The sequence below is a fragment of the Streptomyces sp. NPDC037273 genome, assembly GCF_055603625.1.
The window spans coordinates 90942-105517 of the sequence record NZ_JBVJVO010000009.1; the positions used below are offsets into that span (position 1 = coordinate 90942).

Here is a 14576-nt window from a genome sequence, read left to right on the forward strand (position 1 = left end):
GTCTCCCCCTCAGCCCTTGGCCACGGCGCGCAGCCGCTCGATCACATCGGCCCGCAGATCCGCGGGTTCCCGTACGAGGACGTCCGGGCCGAACTCGACGAGCCAGGCGTCGAGACCGTGTCCGTACGGGATCTCCAGCTCGTCCCACCCGTCGGTGCCCTCCTGTACGGAGAGGGCTCGGGCGCGCAGCGGGTAGCCGCAGCCGGCGCGCAGCCGGATCCGGGCGGTGCGGGTCGCGGTCTCGCCGGCCCAGGTCTCGACGGTCTCGCGGACGGTGACGACGTCCGGCACGGGCGCGGTGAAGGCGCCGGCGCGGGAGCGGACCTTGCCGGTGATCCGGGAGAGGCGGAAGACGCGCTCGGCGCCGCGGTCGCGGTCCCAGCCGGCGAGGTACCAGTGGCCGCGCCAGCATTCGAGGGTCCAGGGTTCGACCTGGCGGGTCTCGGGGCGGGCGGCGTTGGCCTTGCGGTAGTCGAAGACGACGGGGCGGCGGTCGCGGCAGGCCAGCATGAGCGGCTCGAAGGCGGCCTCGTGGACCGGGATGCGCGGTTCGAGGGCGCTGGGCTGGTTCTCGTACGAGTCCTCGGCCTCGGGCATGCCGGCGGCGCGGAGCTTCTGGAGGGCGCCGCTGGCGGCGCCGGCGAGGCGGGCCTGCTGCCAGACCTTGGCGGCGAGGCCGAGCGCTGCGGCCTCCTCGGCGTCCAGGGTGATGGGCGGCAGCCGGTTGGAGTCGCGGCGGGCGAGGTAGCCGGTCTCGCCTTCGAGGTTCTCGACGGTCTCGATGACCAGGCCGAGCTCGCGCAGGTCGTCCTTGTCGCGCTCGAACATGCGGTTGAAGGCGTCGTCACCGGAGGCTTCGAGGTAGGCCTCGATGGAGCCGCGGAGTTCGCGCTTGCTCAGCGGTCGGCGCGTCCCGAGCAGGCACAGCGCGAGATTCATCAGCCGCTCGGACTTGGCAATCGCCATCGACGCCCTGCACCTCTTCCGCGGGTTCACTTCTCGGACGTCCGACCGTACCGCTCCGGAGTGTCGCGGCCAAAGCCGAGGGCCCCCGCCGTGGACGGCGGGGGCCCCTGAGGCGGCCCTGGGGCCGCGGTGGCGCCGGTGTCAGCGCTTCTTCACGCCCACGAGGTCGCAGACGAAGATCAGCGTCTCGCCCGGGGCGATGGCGCCGCCGGCACCACGGTCGCCGTAGGCGAGGTGCGCGGGGATGATCAGCTCGCGGCGGCCGCCGACCTTCATGCCCTGGACACCCTGGTCCCAGCCCTGGATGACCTGGCCGACGCCGAGCTGGAACTCGAGCGCGCTGCCGCGGTTCCAGGAGGCGTCGAACTCCTCGCCGGTGGAGAAGGCGACACCCACGTAGTGGACCTGGACGAAGTCCTTGGCGGCGGCTACCTCGCCGTCGCCCTCCCAGATGTCCCTGATCTCCAGGTCCTTCGGCGGCTCGCCACCCGGGAAGTCGATCTCGGGCTTCTCGATGCTCACTGAACTGCTCCTCATACTGATGTACTGCGCGATCGGGACAGTCTTACATCTTCGTCAGGATGTCCACGGCAAAGACCAGCGTGGAGTTCTTCGGGATGCCCTGCTTCTCCTCGTTCCCGAAGGCCTCGGACGGCGGGGCGACGATGAGGACGCGGCTACCGATCTTCTTGCCGACGAGACCGTCCTTGAGGCCCTTCAGCGTGAGCTGCGCGAGCGGGAAGTTCGCGGGCTTGCCGGTGGTGTAGGTCGAGTCGAAGACCTTGCCGTCCTTCCAGAGGGAGGCGACGTAGTTCACGACGACCGTGTCGGTGGCCTTGACGGCCTCGCCGCTGCCCTCGAGGACGTAGTTCGAGACGAGCTTGGTCGGCGGGTCGACCTTGGGGACCGTCAGCGAGGGGGCCTTGCCGTCGGTGTTGGTGCCGACCTTGGGCAGGTCCTTGTTGTCCTGGGCGACCGGGGTGCCGGTGGCGGACTTCGGGATCGTGACGGCCTTCAGGATGTCGACGACGAAGACAAGCGTGGCGTTGGGCTTGATGTCGCCCTGGCCCTGCGCGCCGTAGCCGAGCTCCGGCGGGATGCCGATCTCGATGCGGCTGCCGACCTTCTGGCCTTCGAGACCCTGGTCCCAGCCCTTGATGACCTGGCCGGCACCCAGCGTGAGGTCGAACGGCTGGCCGCGGTCGAAGCTGTTGTCGAAGGGGGTGGTGGAGTCCCAGGCCTGGCCCAGGTAGTTCACCTGGAGCGCGTCGCCCTTCTTCGTCACCGCGCCCTTGCCCTCGCTGATGACGTTGACCTTCAGTTCCTTGGGCGGGTCGCCCTCGCCCTTGGAGAGGGTCGGCTTCTCCCCGAACTTGGCGCCCGCGGTGATGGCGGGCAGTCCGTTCTTCATCGAGGCGGAATCGGAGCCCTTGTCGTCGCTGCCGCACGCCGCTGTGGAGAGCAGCAGCAGCGGGACGACGAGAAGGCCGGCAAGTCGGCGCACGTGTTCCTCAGATCTCAGACGGCACAGTAGTTGTGCCGACACTCTAGGGGACCCTCCTGTCACGGGGAGGGCCCCGCACGGGAAAGGTGCGGGGCCCTGGGGTGCGTACGACCTGGTCTTACATTCCGGCGATCAGCTTTTCGACCCGGTCGTCGACGGAGCGGAACGGGTCCTTGCACAACACGGTGCGCTGCGCCTGGTCGTTGAGCTTGAGGTGCACCCAGTCGACGGTGAAGTCCCTGCGCTGCTCCTGGGCACGGCGGATGAAGTCGCCGCGGAGCCGGGCCCGAGTGGTCTGCGGGGGCACCGACTTGCCCTCGAAGATCTTCAGGTCGTTGCAGATCCGCGCCGCCTGCCCGTTCTTCTGGAGCAGGTAGTAGAGCCCACGACGGCGGTGGATGTCGTGGTAGGCGAGGTCTATCTGAGCGACCCTCGGGTTCGACATGGTCATGTTGTGCTTGGCCCGGTAGCGCTCGATGAGCCGGTGCTTCATGACCCAGTCGATCTCGGTCTCGATGCGGTCGAGCTGCTCGCTCTCGATCGCGTCGAGCGTACGGCCCCACAGTTCGAGGACCTGGGCGACGGTGCCGGTGCGGATGCCGCGCCGGTCGACGAAGTCCACGGCCTTGTCGTAGTACTCGCGCTGGACCTCCAGGGCGGAGGCCTCGCGGCCGCTGGCGAGCCGGACCTTGCGCTGGCCGGTGATGTCGTGGCTGACCTCGCGGATCGCCCGGATGGGGTTCTCCAGGGTCAGGTCGCGCATCACGGTGCCGGCCTCGATCATGCGGAGCACCAGGTCGGTGGCGCCGACCTTGAGCAGCATGGTCGTCTCCGACATGTTGGAGTCGCCGACGATGACGTGGAGCCGGCGGTAGCGCTCGGCGTCGGCGTGCGGCTCGTCCCTGGTGTTGATGATGGGCCGCGAGCGGGTGGTCGCGGAGCTGACGCCCTCCCAGATGTGCTCGGCACGCTGGGAGACGCAGAAGACCGCGCCGCGCGGGGTCTGGAGGACCTTGCCCGCACCGCAGATGAGCTGCCGGGTGACGAGGAAGGGAATGAGGATGTCCGCGAGCCGGGAGAACTCTCCGTGGCGGGCGACGAGATAGTTCTCGTGGCAGCCGTAGGAGTTTCCGGCCGAGTCGGTGTTGTTCTTGAAGAGGTAGACGTCGCCGGCGATTCCCTCCTCGTGCAGGCGGCGTTCGGCGTCGACGAGAAGGCCTTCGAGAATGCGCTCGCCGGCCTTGTCGTGGGTGACCAGTTCGGTCACGTTGTCGCATTCCGGTGTGGCGTATTCCGGATGCGAACCCACGTCGAGGTACAGGCGGGCGCCGTTCCGCAGGAAGACATTGCTGCTGCGGCCCCATGACACGACACGGCGGAAGAGGTAGCGCGCCACTTCGTCAGGAGACAGTCGGCGCTGTCCCCTGAACGTGCACGTGACGCCGTACTCGTTCTCCAGCCCGAAAATGCGGCGGTCCATGTCTGAACATTACGCCTGACGGCCTGTGCTGAAACCGGGTTGGACGTTCCCGTTTCGATCATTTTCCGATCAGTGCGCGTTCTTTTCGGCGTGTACGGGGGCGGGGCCGCCCGCGGCGACGGCGTGTCGCGCGTCCGGTGCGGCCGGGGCGAGCGGGGCCCGCAGGACCCGGCCCGTGGCGAGGAGGACGAGGAAGGCGACCAGGCCGCCCGCGCCGGCGACGGCGAAACCGGTCGGGGTCCCGGCGAGTTCGACGGCGGGTCCGGCGACCGCGGAGCCCAGGGCCGCGCCGACGCCGAAGGTCGTGACGAGCCAGGAGAAGGCCTCGGTGACGGTGCCGGTCGGGGCGTGCCGGTCGACGACGATGAACGCGCAGGCGAGGGCGGGGGCCAGGAAGACGCCGGAGAGGACCGAGAGGCCGGTCATGGCGACGGGTCCGGGGGTGAGGGTGAGCGGGAGGTAGCAGACCGCGAGGAGCAGCACGAGGACCCGCAGGCGCTTCTCGGGCGCGCCGGCCCACGGGCGGGCGCCGTAGGCGACGCCGCCGAGGAGGGCGCCGAGGCCGAGCGCGGCCATCAGCCAGCCGTAGACGGACGGGTTGCCCCGGTCGTCGGCGTAGGCGACGGCGGCGACGGTGATGGAGCCGAGCGCGAGCCCGACGAAGAAGAAGGAGCCGAGCAGCGCGAGGAGTCCGGGCGAGCGCAGGGCGCCCAGCCAGTGCGCCTCGCGGGGCGCGGAGCGCCAGGCGCGGGAGGGCTGGGAGAGGACGACGCTGAGGGCGCCGAGGACGCCGAGGGCGTTGACGACGAGGAGCGCGGCGGCGGGCGACCAGAGGGCGACGAGCAGCGTGAGCAGCAGGGGCCCGACGGTGAACATGACCTCCTGGGCGACGGCGTCCAGGGCGTAGGCGCGGTGGACCCGGTCCTCGCGGCCGAGGACGCTGGGCCACAGGGCCCGCAGGCCGCCTTCCAGGGGCGGGGTGAAGAGTCCGGCGAGGACGACGGCCACGTAGGCGAGGGGGAGGTTCCCGATGCCGACGAGGGCGAGCAGGGCCATGCCGAGGGCGGAGAGGACCGCGGCGGGCAGCTGGACGCGGAGCTGGCCCTTGAGGTCGACGGCGCGGCCGAGGAGCGGCTGGCCGATGGCGGTGGCGACGCCGTAGGCGGCGATGAGGCCGCCGGCGAGCGTGTAGCTGCCGCCCTGGTCGCGGACGAAGAGGGTCACGGCGATGGGGCCGATGCCGTTGGGCAGGCGCCCCACGAGGGTGCCGGTGAGCAGCCGGGCCGCGTGCGGCGCCCGGAGTATGTCGAGATAGCCGCCGTGTGCCGTGGCCTCGGTGGCCATGTCGGTCTCCCCTCACCTCGGAACCCGGCCGAGGTTTTACGTATAACGTGCGAGGTCATACGTACCATGTCGGCAGCACGCGGGTCCACCCCGCGTCCAGGGACCGTCCGACGCGGAGGCTTGTGTGCAGACCCCGGAGCCGCTCGGCGGCACGCGCCCGACCAGCCGGGACGTCGCCCGGACCGCGGGGGTCTCGCAGGCCACCGTCTCCCTCGTGCTCGGCGACAAATGGCGCGGCCGGGTCTCCGAGCGCACCGCCGACACCGTGCGGGAGGCCGCCCGCGAGCTCGGCTACCGGCCCAACCTCGCCGCCCGCAACCTCCGCCTCGGCCACACCCGTACCGCGCTGCTCGTCGTCCCGGCGCTCACCAACGAGTTCTTCGCCCGGGTCTACACCGGCGCGGCGACCGTCGCGGCCCGGCACGGCTTCGGCGTCGTCCTGTACCCCTCCCCCGACGGCGTCGGGCCCGCCAGGGACCCCTTCGCCTCCGCCCGGGCGGCCCTCGACGGGGTCATCGCCTCCTCGATGGCCTCGGACGCCCTGACCGCCTTCCGGGGCACCGACCTGCCGCTCGTCATGCTCGACAGCGATCCCGCGGACCCCGGCGCCGCCGCCCATGTGAACCTCGACATCGCCGACGGCATGCGCCAGGTCACCGGCCACCTGCTCGCCCTCGGCCACCGGCGCTTCGTCCACCTCGCCTCGGCCGTGCCCTCCTGGACCTTCGACGTCCGGGCCGCCGCGCTCGCCGAGTCCCTCGCCGGCGTGTCCGTACGGACCGTCCGCGCGCCCCTGGACGTGCACGGCGCGATGGCCGCCACCGAGCACGCCCTCAGGGCGCCGGGTCCGCGCCCCACCGCCCTCGTCTGCGACGACGACATCCTCGCGGCCGGTGCCTGCAAGGCCCTGCGGCGCCTGGGGCTCCGGGTCCCGGAGGACGTCTCGGTCACCGGCTTCGACGACCTCGCGCTCGCGACCGCCGTCGAGCCCGAGCTGACCACCGTCTCGCTGCCCGCCGAGCGCATCGGCGAGCGCGGCATGGCGGCCCTCCTCGCCGTCCTCGCGGGCGAACCGCCGCGCCCGGACGACCTCCCCGTCACCCTGGCCGTCCGCGGCTCCTCCGGGCCCGCACCGGCCGTCTGAGGCCGTCACGGCCCTCCGTGGCCGTCACGTGCCGGAGGGGCCCCGGTCCTCGTGGACCGGGGCCCCTCCGGGCCGGAACCGCTGTTCCTCGGGAGCCCCTACTCCTCGGGAGCCTCGTCCGAGGGCTCGTCCGTCTTCGTCAGGGCCGCGTTGTCCGCCTCCAGGAGACGGGACAGCTGACGGCCGACGACCCGCTTGAACTTGCGCTGCTGCGGGCGCGTACGGTCCAGGACCGCCACCTCCAGACGCTCCGCGGGGATCTCCCGCTCGGTGCCGTTGGTGTCCCGCGAGAGGGCCTGTACGGCCAGCTTCAGGGCCTCGGCCAGGGACATGCCGTCCCGGTGCCGCTGGTCCAGGAAGGAGCTGATCTGCTCCGCGTTGCCGCCGACCGCGACCGAGCCGTGCTCGTCGACGATCGAGCCGTCGTGCGGCAGCCGGTAGATCTGGTCGCCCTCCGGATCGGTGCCGACCTCGGCGACGACGAGCTCCACCTCGTAGGGCTTCTCCCCCGCGCTGGAGAAGATCGTGCCGAGCGTCTGGGCGTAGACGTTGGCCAGGCCGCGCGCGGTGACGTCGTCCCGGTCGTAGGTGTAGCCCCGCAGGTCGGCGTAGCGCACACCGCCGATGCGGAGGTTCTCGTACTCGTTGTACTTGCCGGCGGCGGCGAAGCCGATCCGGTCGTAGATCTCGCTGAACTTGTGGAGTGCGCGCGACGGGTTCTCGCCGACGAAGACGATGCCGTCGGTGTACTGGAGGACGACGAGGCTGCGGCCCCGGGCGATGCCCTTGCGGGCGTACTCGGCCCGGTCGGCCATGGCCTGCTGGGGTGAGACATAGAACGGCGTGGACACCGGCTACCGTCCCTTTCTTCCGGTCTGAAGGGCTTCTGCGGGCGACGAACGGTCAGAGCAGGGCGGCGCGCGGCCCGTCGGGCTGCTCGAGTCGCCGCTCGGTGACCGATCGGGCCAGCGCGGAGGACTCGGCCTCGCTGAGCCTGCGGAAGCCCTCGTCGGTGATGACGGTGACGATCGGGAAGATCCTGCGCGCCATGTCGGGCCCGCCGGTCGCCGAGTCGTCGTCCGCCGCGTCGTACAGCGCCTGCACGACCAGGGTGGTGGCCTGCTCCTCGGTCAGGTCGGCGCGGTACAGCTTCTTCATCGAACCGCGCGCGAAGATCGAGCCGGAGCCCGTGGCGGCGAAGCCGTGCTCCTCGGAGCGGCCGCCGGTCACGTCGTACGAGAAGATCCGGCCCTTCTCCTTGCCCTCGTCCCAGCCCGCGAAGAGCGGCACGACGGCCAGTCCCTGCATCGCCATGCCGAGGTTGCCGCGGATCATGGTGGAGAGACGGTTCGCCTTGCCCTCCAGGGAGAGCGTCGCGCCCTCCACCTTCTCGAAGTGCTCCAGCTCCAGCTGGAACAGCTTGACCATCTCCACGGCGAGGCCGGCGGTGCCGGCGATGCCGACCGCGGAGTACTCGTCCGCGGGGAACACCTTCTCGATGTCCCGCTGCGCGATCATGTTGCCCATGGTGGCCCGCCGGTCACCGGCGAGGACGACCCCGCCGGGGAAGGTGGCCGCCACGATGGTCGTGCCGTGCGGGGCCTCGACGACGCCCTCCGGGAGCTTCCGGTTGCCCGGGAGCAGCGCCGGCGAGTGATCCGCCAGGAAGTCCATGAAGGAGGACGAGCCCGGCGTCAGGAAGGCCGCCGGCAGACGCCCGGTGCTACGAGGGTTGGCTTCCACGCGATTCCTTCCGGGTGGGAGAGTCGGCCCGCCGTGCGAAGCGCGGGGCGATCTTGGTTGCTGTGCACGGACCATACCCGTGCCACCGCCTGTCATCCGTCCCCGGGCCCACGGCTTTCGCCGGGGCTCCGGGGACGGAAGGTCTACAGGCGCGCGAAGCGGCTACTGGCCGCCCTTTTGCACGAAGCTCCGGACGAAGTCCTCGGCGTTCTCCTCCAGGACGTCGTCGATCTCGTCCAGGACGGAGTCCACGTCCTCGCTCAGCTTCTCCTGGCGTTCCTGGAGGTCGGAGCTCGCCTCCGTGGTGGTCTCCTCGACCTCCTCAGTGGAACGCGTCGCCTTCTGCTGTCCGCCGCCGGTGTCCTTGGTCGCCATATCCCTCACCCCGCTCGATTCGGCCCGCTCGGTCGAGTCCGTACAAGATCAGACCCTATAGGGCGGGTCCGACTTCGGCCCCGCAGTTTCCACAACGTCCGGGCACTGATTCCATGATTCCCAGTGCCGGGGTATTTCAGGCCCCTGTCGGGGCCCCGGTTCAGCCGCCGGAAAGCACGCGGACGAGTTCCTCCGCCGTGCGGCAGCGGTCCAACAGCGATTTCACGTGGGCTTTCGTGCCGCGCAGCGGTTCCATGGTGGGGACGCGCTGGAGCGAATCCCGGCCCGGCAGGTCGAAGATCACCGAGTCCCAGGAGGCCGCGGCGACGTCGTCCGCGTACTGCTCGAGGCACCGGCCACGGAAGTAGGCCCTGGTGTCCTCCGGCGGCGCCGTCTCGGCCCGCAGCACCTCTGCGTCGTCCAGGAGCCGCTTCATGCGCCCGCGGGCCACCAGACGGTTGTAGAGGCCCTTCTCGGGGCGCACGTCCGCGTACTGGAGGTCCACCAGGTGCAGCCGGGGCGCGTCCCAGTCCAGGCCGTCGCGGCGCCGGTAGCCCTCCATGAGCTCCCGCTTGGCGATCCAGTCGAGCTCGCCCGACAGGCTCATGGGGTCGTTCTCGAGCCGGTTGAGGGTGTCCTCCCAGCGCGTGAGGACGTCCATGGTCTGCTCGTCCGCGTCGGCGCCGTAGCGTTCCTCCACGTACTTCCTGGCCAGCTCGAAGTACTCCATCTGGAGCTGTACGGCGGTGAGTGTCCGGCCGCTGCGGAGCGTCACCAGGTACCGCAGGTCCGGGTCGTGCGAGACGTGGTGGAGGGTCCGTACCGGCTGGTCGACGGCGAGGTCGACGGTGATGAACCCGTCCTCGATCATCGACAGGACGAGCGCGGTGGTGCCCAGCTTGAGGTAGGTCGAGATCTCCGACAGGTTCGCGTCGCCGATGATCACGTGGAGCCGGCGGTAGCGCTCGGCGTCGGCGTGCGGCTCGTCCCTGGTGTTGATGATGGGCCGCTTGAGGGTGGTCTCCAGGCCGACCTCGACCTCGAAGTAGTCGGCGCGCTGGCTGATCTGGAAGCCGTTCTCCCGGCCGTCCTGCCCGATGCCGACCCGGCCCGCGCCGGTCACGACCTGGCGGGAGACGAAGAAGGGGGTCAGGTGGCGCACGATGTCCGAGAAGGGGGTCTCCCGCTTCATCAGGTAGTTCTCGTGCGTGCCGTAGGAGGCGCCCTTGTTGTCGGTGTTGTTCTTGTAGAGGTGGATGGGCTGGGCCCCGGGCAGCTGGGCGGCGCGCACGGCCGCCTCGGCCATGATCCGCTCGCCGGCCTTGTCCCAGAGGACGGCGTCCCGCGGATTGGTGACCTCGGGCGAGCTGTACTCGGGGTGGGCGTGGTCGACGTAGAGCCGCGCACCGTTGGTGAGGATCACATTGGCCAGGCCGATGTCCTCGTCGGTGAGCTGGCTGGAGTCGGCGACCTCGCGGGCGAGGTCGAAGCCGCGGGCGTCCCGCAGCGGGTTCTCCTCCTCGAAGTCCCAGCGGGCACGGCGCGCCCGGTGCATCGCCGCCGCGTAGGCGTTGACGATCTGGGACGAGGTGAGCATGGCATTGGCGTTCGGGTGTCCCGGGACGGAGATCCCGTATTCCGTCTCGATGCCCATTACTCGCCGTACGGTCATGCGGCCCTCCTTGCCCGGCGTCGCTCACAGTGCGCGACTCGGCGTTACCGAAGAGCCTAGAGCGGCTCCGCGCTGCTGGGGAGATCACTTGCGGTATTTCCCGGGCTGCCGGGAGAAATGCCGATGGAATGCGACGGCTGCGGATGCCCCGTTTCCGGACATCCGCAGCCGGTTCGCGTTCTTACAGGTACTGACCGGTGTTGGCCACCGTGTCGATGGAGCGTCCGGTGTCCGCGCCCTGCTTTCCGGTGACGAGGGTGCGGATGAACACGATCCGCTCGCCCTTCTTTCCGGAGATGCGGGCCCAGTCGTCCGGGTTGGTGGTGTTGGGCAGGTCCTCGTTCTCCTTGAACTCGTCCACGCAGGCCTGGAGGAGGTGGGAGACCCGGATGCCCTTCTGGTTGTGGTCGAGGAAGGCCTTGATGGCCATCTTCTTGGCCCGGTCGACGATGTTCTGGATCATCGCTCCGGAGTTGAAGTCCTTGAAGTAGAGGACTTCCTTGTCGCCGTTCGCGTACGTGACTTCGAGGAAGCGGTTCTCCTCGGACTCCGCGTACATCTGCTCGACGACGGACTGGATCATTCCGTGGGCGGCGGCGGCCTTGGAGCCGCTGTGCTCGGAAATGTCGTCCGAGTGCAGCGGGAGGTTCGCCGTCAGGTACTTCGCGAAGATGTCCTTCGCCGCCTCCGCGTCCGGACGCTCGATCTTGATCTTGACGTCGAGCCGGCCGGGCCGCAGGATCGCGGGGTCGATCATGTCCTCGCGGTTGGAGGCGCCGATGACGATGACGTTCTCCAGGCCCTCCACACCGTCGATCTCGGCGAGCAGCTGCGGGACGATGGTGTTCTCCACGTCCGAGCTGACACCGGATCCGCGGGTGCGGAAGAGGGATTCCATCTCATCGAAGAAGACGATGACGGGGGTGCCCTCGCTCGCCTTCTCCCGGGCACGCTGGAAGACGAGGCGGATGTGCCGCTCGGTCTCGCCGACGTACTTGTTGAGGAGCTCGGGGCCCTTGATGTTGAGGAAGTAGGACTTCCCCGCGGGCTGGCCGGTCACCTCGGCGACCTTCTTGGCCAGGGAGTTGGCCACGGCCTTCGCGATCAGCGTCTTGCCGCAGCCCGGCGGGCCGTAGAGCAGGATGCCCTTGGGCGGCCGCAGTTCGTGCTCCTTGAAGAGGTCCGGGTAGAGGTACGGGAGCTCGACCGCGTCGCGGATCAGCTCGATCTGGTTGCCCAGACCGCCGATCTTGTCGTAGTCGACGTCCGGGACCTCTTCCAGAACGAGCTCTTCGACCTCGCTCTTGGGGACGACCTCGTAGACGTAGCCGGAGCGGGAGTCGAGCAGCAGGGCGTCGCCGGCGCGGATGGTGACGTCCAGCAGAGGCTCGGCGAGCCTCACCACCCGCTCCTCGTCGGTGTGCCCGACCACCAGGGCGCGCTCGCCGTCCTCGAGGATCTCCTTGAGGGTGACGATGTCCCCGGCGCGCTCGAACTCCATGGCCTCGACCACGTTGAGCGCCTCGTTGAGCATGACTTCCTGGCCGCGCTTGAGCTCTTCGAGCTCGATGCTGGGGCTGACGTTCACCCGGAGCTTGCGGCCCCCGGTGAAGATGTCGCAGGTGCCGTCCTCGTTGGCCTGCAGGAAGACTCCGAAGCCGGCCGGCGGCTGCGCGAGCCGGTCGACCTCCTCCTTGAGGGCCACGATCTGGTCGCGGGCTTCACGGAGCGTGTTCGCGAGTCGTTCGTTCTGTGCGGACACGCCGGCCAGGCTGGTCTGCAGCTCGACGATCCGCTCTTCGAGAATCCTCGTGTGTCGCGGAGAGTCGGCGAGCTTGCGGCGCAGGACGGCGATTTCCTGCTCGAGATAGGCAACCTGTCCGGCGGGGTCCTCAGACCCTCGCCCGGGCCGGATGCCGCGGTTGATGTCGTCGTCGTGGGCTGCCACGGTCCTCACCTCCTCCAGGGGGAGCTGGACGCTTCCTGACCCTACCTGCGTGGGTGATGATTGAAACCCCTAGATCAAAAAGACTCCGGGGTGTGTCCGATCTTCACCCTTGCGCTTCCCCTCTCGCCAGGGGAATACCCACCCTTCACCGCTTGAAAGCGGGCGGTTGTATCGTCGTCTTTGGCCAACACCCGTCAGGGGTGGCCCGACTTACCGCGCAAAGCAGAAACGGCAGGAGATATGACCGTGCAGCACGAGGCCCCGGCGACGGGCGCCGAGGAGGCGCTGGAAGTCTGGATCGACCAGGACCTGTGCACCGGGGACGGGATCTGCGCGCAGTACGCGCCGGAGGTCTTCGAGCTCGACATCGACGGGCTCGCTTATGTGAAGAGCGCCGACGACGAACTGCTCCAGGACGTGGGCGCGACCACCCCGGTGCCGCTGACGCTGCTCCAGGACGTGGTGGACTCCGCCAAGGAGTGCCCGGGCGACTGCATCCACGTCCGCAGGGTCGCGGACCGGGTCGAGGTGTACGGGCCCGACGCGGAGTGACGGGTCAGGCGCCGAGCGCGGCGGCCCGGCTGTCGCGCACGAAGGCGCCGCCCTCCCAGCGCCAGCTGACCTGCTCCTTCTCGTCGGGGCAGCAGCGGGGCACGTCGAGCGTCGAGTAGCCGAGCAGCGTGGCGTGCACGGCTCCGTCGCGTACGGCGAGCTCGCCGACGTTCCGGTGCAGCGCGGGGTCGACGAGCGTGGCCACCACGCGCGCGGGGGCGCCCTTCTCCTTGCCGCGGGTGAGCACGTACACGCCGTGCGGCGGGTTTCCCGAGCCGGCTTCGCAGTGCACGACCGCAACGGTCTCGGGGTTTCCGTCCCCGTCGAGGTCGCCGGTGACCCGCTTCGCGACCGTACGGGGTGCTCCCCCGCACTCCAGGGGGTAGTCCGCTCCGGCGGCCTCGGGAGCGGGCGCGGGACGCGCGGGCCGCGGTGCCGCGGTGGCGTCGGCCGGGCCGGGCTGGAGCAGGCCCGCGAGGGCGACGACGGCGGCCGTCGCGGTGGCGGTGATCAACCAGTGGGCCGGCGTGGCCTGGGTGTGCGCGAGGTCCGCGAGTTCCGGGGCGGCGGAGTGCTGCACGCGAGACGTCTCCTGACGGGGTGGTGCCACGGGGTGTCCCGGCATCGTGCCACACGTCACAGGGCGAAGGAACAGGCGGGGTCGGCAGCGTGCGGCCGCTCCCCGGCGGGACTCACGCGCCCGCGTGGATCCGGCCACCGGGAGGACTCACGTGCCCACGTGGGTCCGGCTACCGGGGGGACTCGCGCCCTCGCGTGGATCCGGCCACCGGGGGTCTCCCGGCGTGAACATGAGGACGCCGCCGTCGAGTTCCCTGCCGGGGCGGGGAACTCGACGGCGGCGCTGAGTGGATGTCGGGACGTCAGCCCTTGTTGGGGCCTTCGTAGTCCTCGCCGTAGGCGCCCTTGGCGGGGCGGCGGCGACGCATCGGGGGCTCGACCCCGTCCGCGAGACGGCGGGCGGTGACGAGGAAGCCGGTGTGGCCGATCATGCGGTGATCGGGGCGGACGGCGAGGCCCTCGACGTGCCAGTTGCGGATCATGGACTCCCACGGCTGCGGCTCGGCGTAGCAGCCGAACTCGCGGATGGACTCCACGGTGCGCGCGAGCTGGGTGGTGGTCGCCACGTAGCAGCAGAGGATGCCGCCGGGGACGAGCGCCTTGGAGACGGCCTCCAGGCACTCCCAGGGGGCGAGCATGTCCAGGATGACGCGGTCGACGTCGGTGTCGGACAGGTTGTCCTGGAGGTCGCCCACGGTCAGCTGCCACGCGGGGTGCGGGCCGCCGAAGTAGCGCTCGACGTTGCCCTTCGCGATCTCCGCGAAGTCCTCACGGCGCTCGTAGGAGTGCAGCATGCCGCTGTCGCCGATGGCGCGGAGCAGGAAGCTGCTGAGCGAGCCGGAGCCCACACCCGCCTCGACGACGCGCGCGCCGGGGAAGATGTCGGCGAAGGCGAGGATCTGACCCGCGTCCTTCGGGTAGACCACGGCTGCGCCGCGGGGCATGGACAGGACGTAGTCGGGGAGCAGGGGGCGCAGCGCGAGGTAGGCGACGTTTCCGGTGGTACGGACAACGCTGCCCTCGGGGGCGCCGATCAGTTCGTCGTGCGGGAAGGAACCCTTGTGGGTGTGGAAGTTCTTTCCCTCTTCGAGCGTGAACGTGTAGTGACGGCCCTTGGGGTCGGTCAGCTGAACCTGGTCCCCGACCTTGAAGGGCCCGCGTCGGCGGGCGGCACCGGTCGGTTCGGACATGTGAACAGCCTATCAAGGGCTTCCTCGCCTCCGGTCCGCTCCAGGCGGCGCCGACAGTCGACCGTGCTCGGCCGCTCGT

The 14576-nt window shown here is 70.1% G+C and carries 14 protein-coding genes; 2 read left to right on the plus strand and 12 right to left on the minus strand.

Annotated elements, in window-relative coordinates:
* Positions 1-9 precede the first annotated feature (9 nt).
* The 5 genes from ACZ7G1_RS23885 to ACZ7G1_RS23905 form a co-directional block, all read right to left on the minus strand.
* Complete coding sequence (locus tag ACZ7G1_RS23885; protein WP_470875712.1) at positions 10-966, minus strand: helix-turn-helix transcriptional regulator; 957 nt, start codon at positions 964-966, stop codon at positions 10-12.
* A gap of 141 nt (positions 967-1107) precedes the next feature.
* On the minus strand, positions 1108-1488 hold the full coding sequence (locus tag ACZ7G1_RS23890) for an FKBP-type peptidyl-prolyl cis-trans isomerase (RefSeq protein WP_470875710.1): 381 nt from the start codon (positions 1486-1488) through the stop codon (positions 1108-1110).
* Between the two features lie 43 nt (positions 1489-1531).
* Positions 1532-2470 carry an FKBP-type peptidyl-prolyl cis-trans isomerase gene (locus ACZ7G1_RS23895; RefSeq protein WP_470875708.1) on the minus strand — a complete coding sequence of 313 codons (939 nt, stop codon included), beginning with the start codon at positions 2468-2470 and terminating at the stop codon, positions 1532-1534.
* 118 nt (positions 2471-2588) lie between these two features.
* A complete protein-coding gene (gene pafA / locus ACZ7G1_RS23900) occupies positions 2589-3950 on the minus strand; it encodes a Pup--protein ligase (RefSeq protein ID WP_470875706.1) in 1362 nt (453 codons plus the stop codon).
* Between the two features lie 69 nt (positions 3951-4019).
* A complete protein-coding gene (locus ACZ7G1_RS23905) occupies positions 4020-5294 on the minus strand; it encodes an MFS transporter (protein WP_470875704.1) in 1275 nt (424 codons plus the stop codon).
* Between the two features lie 124 nt (positions 5295-5418).
* On the opposite strand from ACZ7G1_RS23905, the gene ACZ7G1_RS23910 reads away from it, so the two are divergent.
* Positions 5419-6438: a LacI family DNA-binding transcriptional regulator gene (locus ACZ7G1_RS23910; protein ID WP_470875702.1), complete on the plus strand. Its 1020-nt coding sequence runs from the start codon at positions 5419-5421 to the stop codon at positions 6436-6438.
* A gap of 98 nt (positions 6439-6536) precedes the next feature.
* Here ACZ7G1_RS23910 and prcA read toward each other — a convergent pair whose 3' ends face one another.
* From prcA to arc, 5 genes are all read right to left on the minus strand, one after another.
* On the minus strand, positions 6537-7289 hold the full coding sequence (gene prcA / locus ACZ7G1_RS23915; protein WP_470875700.1) for a proteasome subunit alpha: 753 nt from the start codon (positions 7287-7289) through the stop codon (positions 6537-6539).
* Positions 7290-7341: 52 nt separating this feature from the next.
* Entirely contained in the window at positions 7342-8181 is an 840-nt protein-coding gene (prcB, locus tag ACZ7G1_RS23920) for a proteasome subunit beta (protein WP_470875698.1), read from the minus strand.
* A 162-nt stretch (positions 8182-8343) separates the two neighbouring features.
* A complete protein-coding gene (locus ACZ7G1_RS23925) occupies positions 8344-8556 on the minus strand; it encodes a ubiquitin-like protein Pup (protein ID WP_053194491.1) in 213 nt (70 codons plus the stop codon).
* A 160-nt stretch (positions 8557-8716) separates the two neighbouring features.
* Positions 8717-10228, minus strand: coding sequence for a depupylase/deamidase Dop (gene dop / locus ACZ7G1_RS23930; protein WP_470875695.1), 1512 nt, complete (start codon positions 10226-10228; stop codon positions 8717-8719).
* Positions 10229-10409: 181 nt separating this feature from the next.
* On the minus strand, positions 10410-12176 hold the full coding sequence (arc, locus tag ACZ7G1_RS23935; RefSeq protein ID WP_017241687.1) for a proteasome ATPase: 1767 nt from the start codon (positions 12174-12176) through the stop codon (positions 10410-10412).
* 240 nt (positions 12177-12416) lie between these two features.
* Between arc and ACZ7G1_RS23940 the strand changes: the two genes are divergently transcribed.
* Entirely contained in the window at positions 12417-12728 is a 312-nt protein-coding gene (locus tag ACZ7G1_RS23940; RefSeq protein WP_402464293.1) for a ferredoxin, read from the plus strand.
* A gap of 4 nt (positions 12729-12732) precedes the next feature.
* On the opposite strand, the gene ACZ7G1_RS23945 is transcribed toward ACZ7G1_RS23940, so the two are convergent.
* Together ACZ7G1_RS23945 and ACZ7G1_RS23950 are read right to left on the minus strand one after the other, a co-directional pair.
* Positions 12733-13308, minus strand: a complete 576-nt coding sequence (locus ACZ7G1_RS23945; RefSeq protein WP_470875694.1) for a hypothetical protein — start codon at positions 13306-13308, stop codon at positions 12733-12735.
* Between the two features lie 301 nt (positions 13309-13609).
* A complete protein-coding gene (locus tag ACZ7G1_RS23950) occupies positions 13610-14497 on the minus strand; it encodes a tRNA (adenine-N1)-methyltransferase (protein ID WP_015032448.1) in 888 nt (295 codons plus the stop codon).
* Between the last annotated feature and the right edge of the window lie 79 nt (positions 14498-14576).

Bases quoted from the DNA above. Each gene is read 5' to 3' on its own strand.
- ACZ7G1_RS23885 (WP_470875712.1), bottom strand. From the start codon at position 966: ATGGCGATTGCCAAGTCCGAGCGGCTGATGAATCTCGCGCTGTGCCTG.
- pafA (WP_470875706.1), bottom strand. From the start codon at position 3,950: ATGGACCGCCGCATTTTCGGGCTGGAGAACGAGTACGGCGTCACGTGC.
- ACZ7G1_RS23905 (WP_470875704.1), bottom strand. From the start codon at position 5,294: ATGGCCACCGAGGCCACGGCACACGGCGGCTATCTCGACATACTCCGG.
- ACZ7G1_RS23925 (WP_053194491.1), bottom strand. From the start codon at position 8,556: ATGGCGACCAAGGACACCGGCGGCGGACAGCAGAAGGCGACGCGTTCC.
- dop (WP_470875695.1), bottom strand. From the start codon at position 10,228: ATGACCGTACGGCGAGTAATGGGCATCGAGACGGAATACGGGATCTCC.
- ACZ7G1_RS23940 (WP_402464293.1), top strand. From the start codon at position 12,417: ATGACCGTGCAGCACGAGGCCCCGGCGACGGGCGCCGAGGAGGCGCTG.
- ACZ7G1_RS23950 (WP_015032448.1), bottom strand. From the start codon at position 14,497: ATGTCCGAACCGACCGGTGCCGCCCGCCGACGCGGGCCCTTCAAGGTC.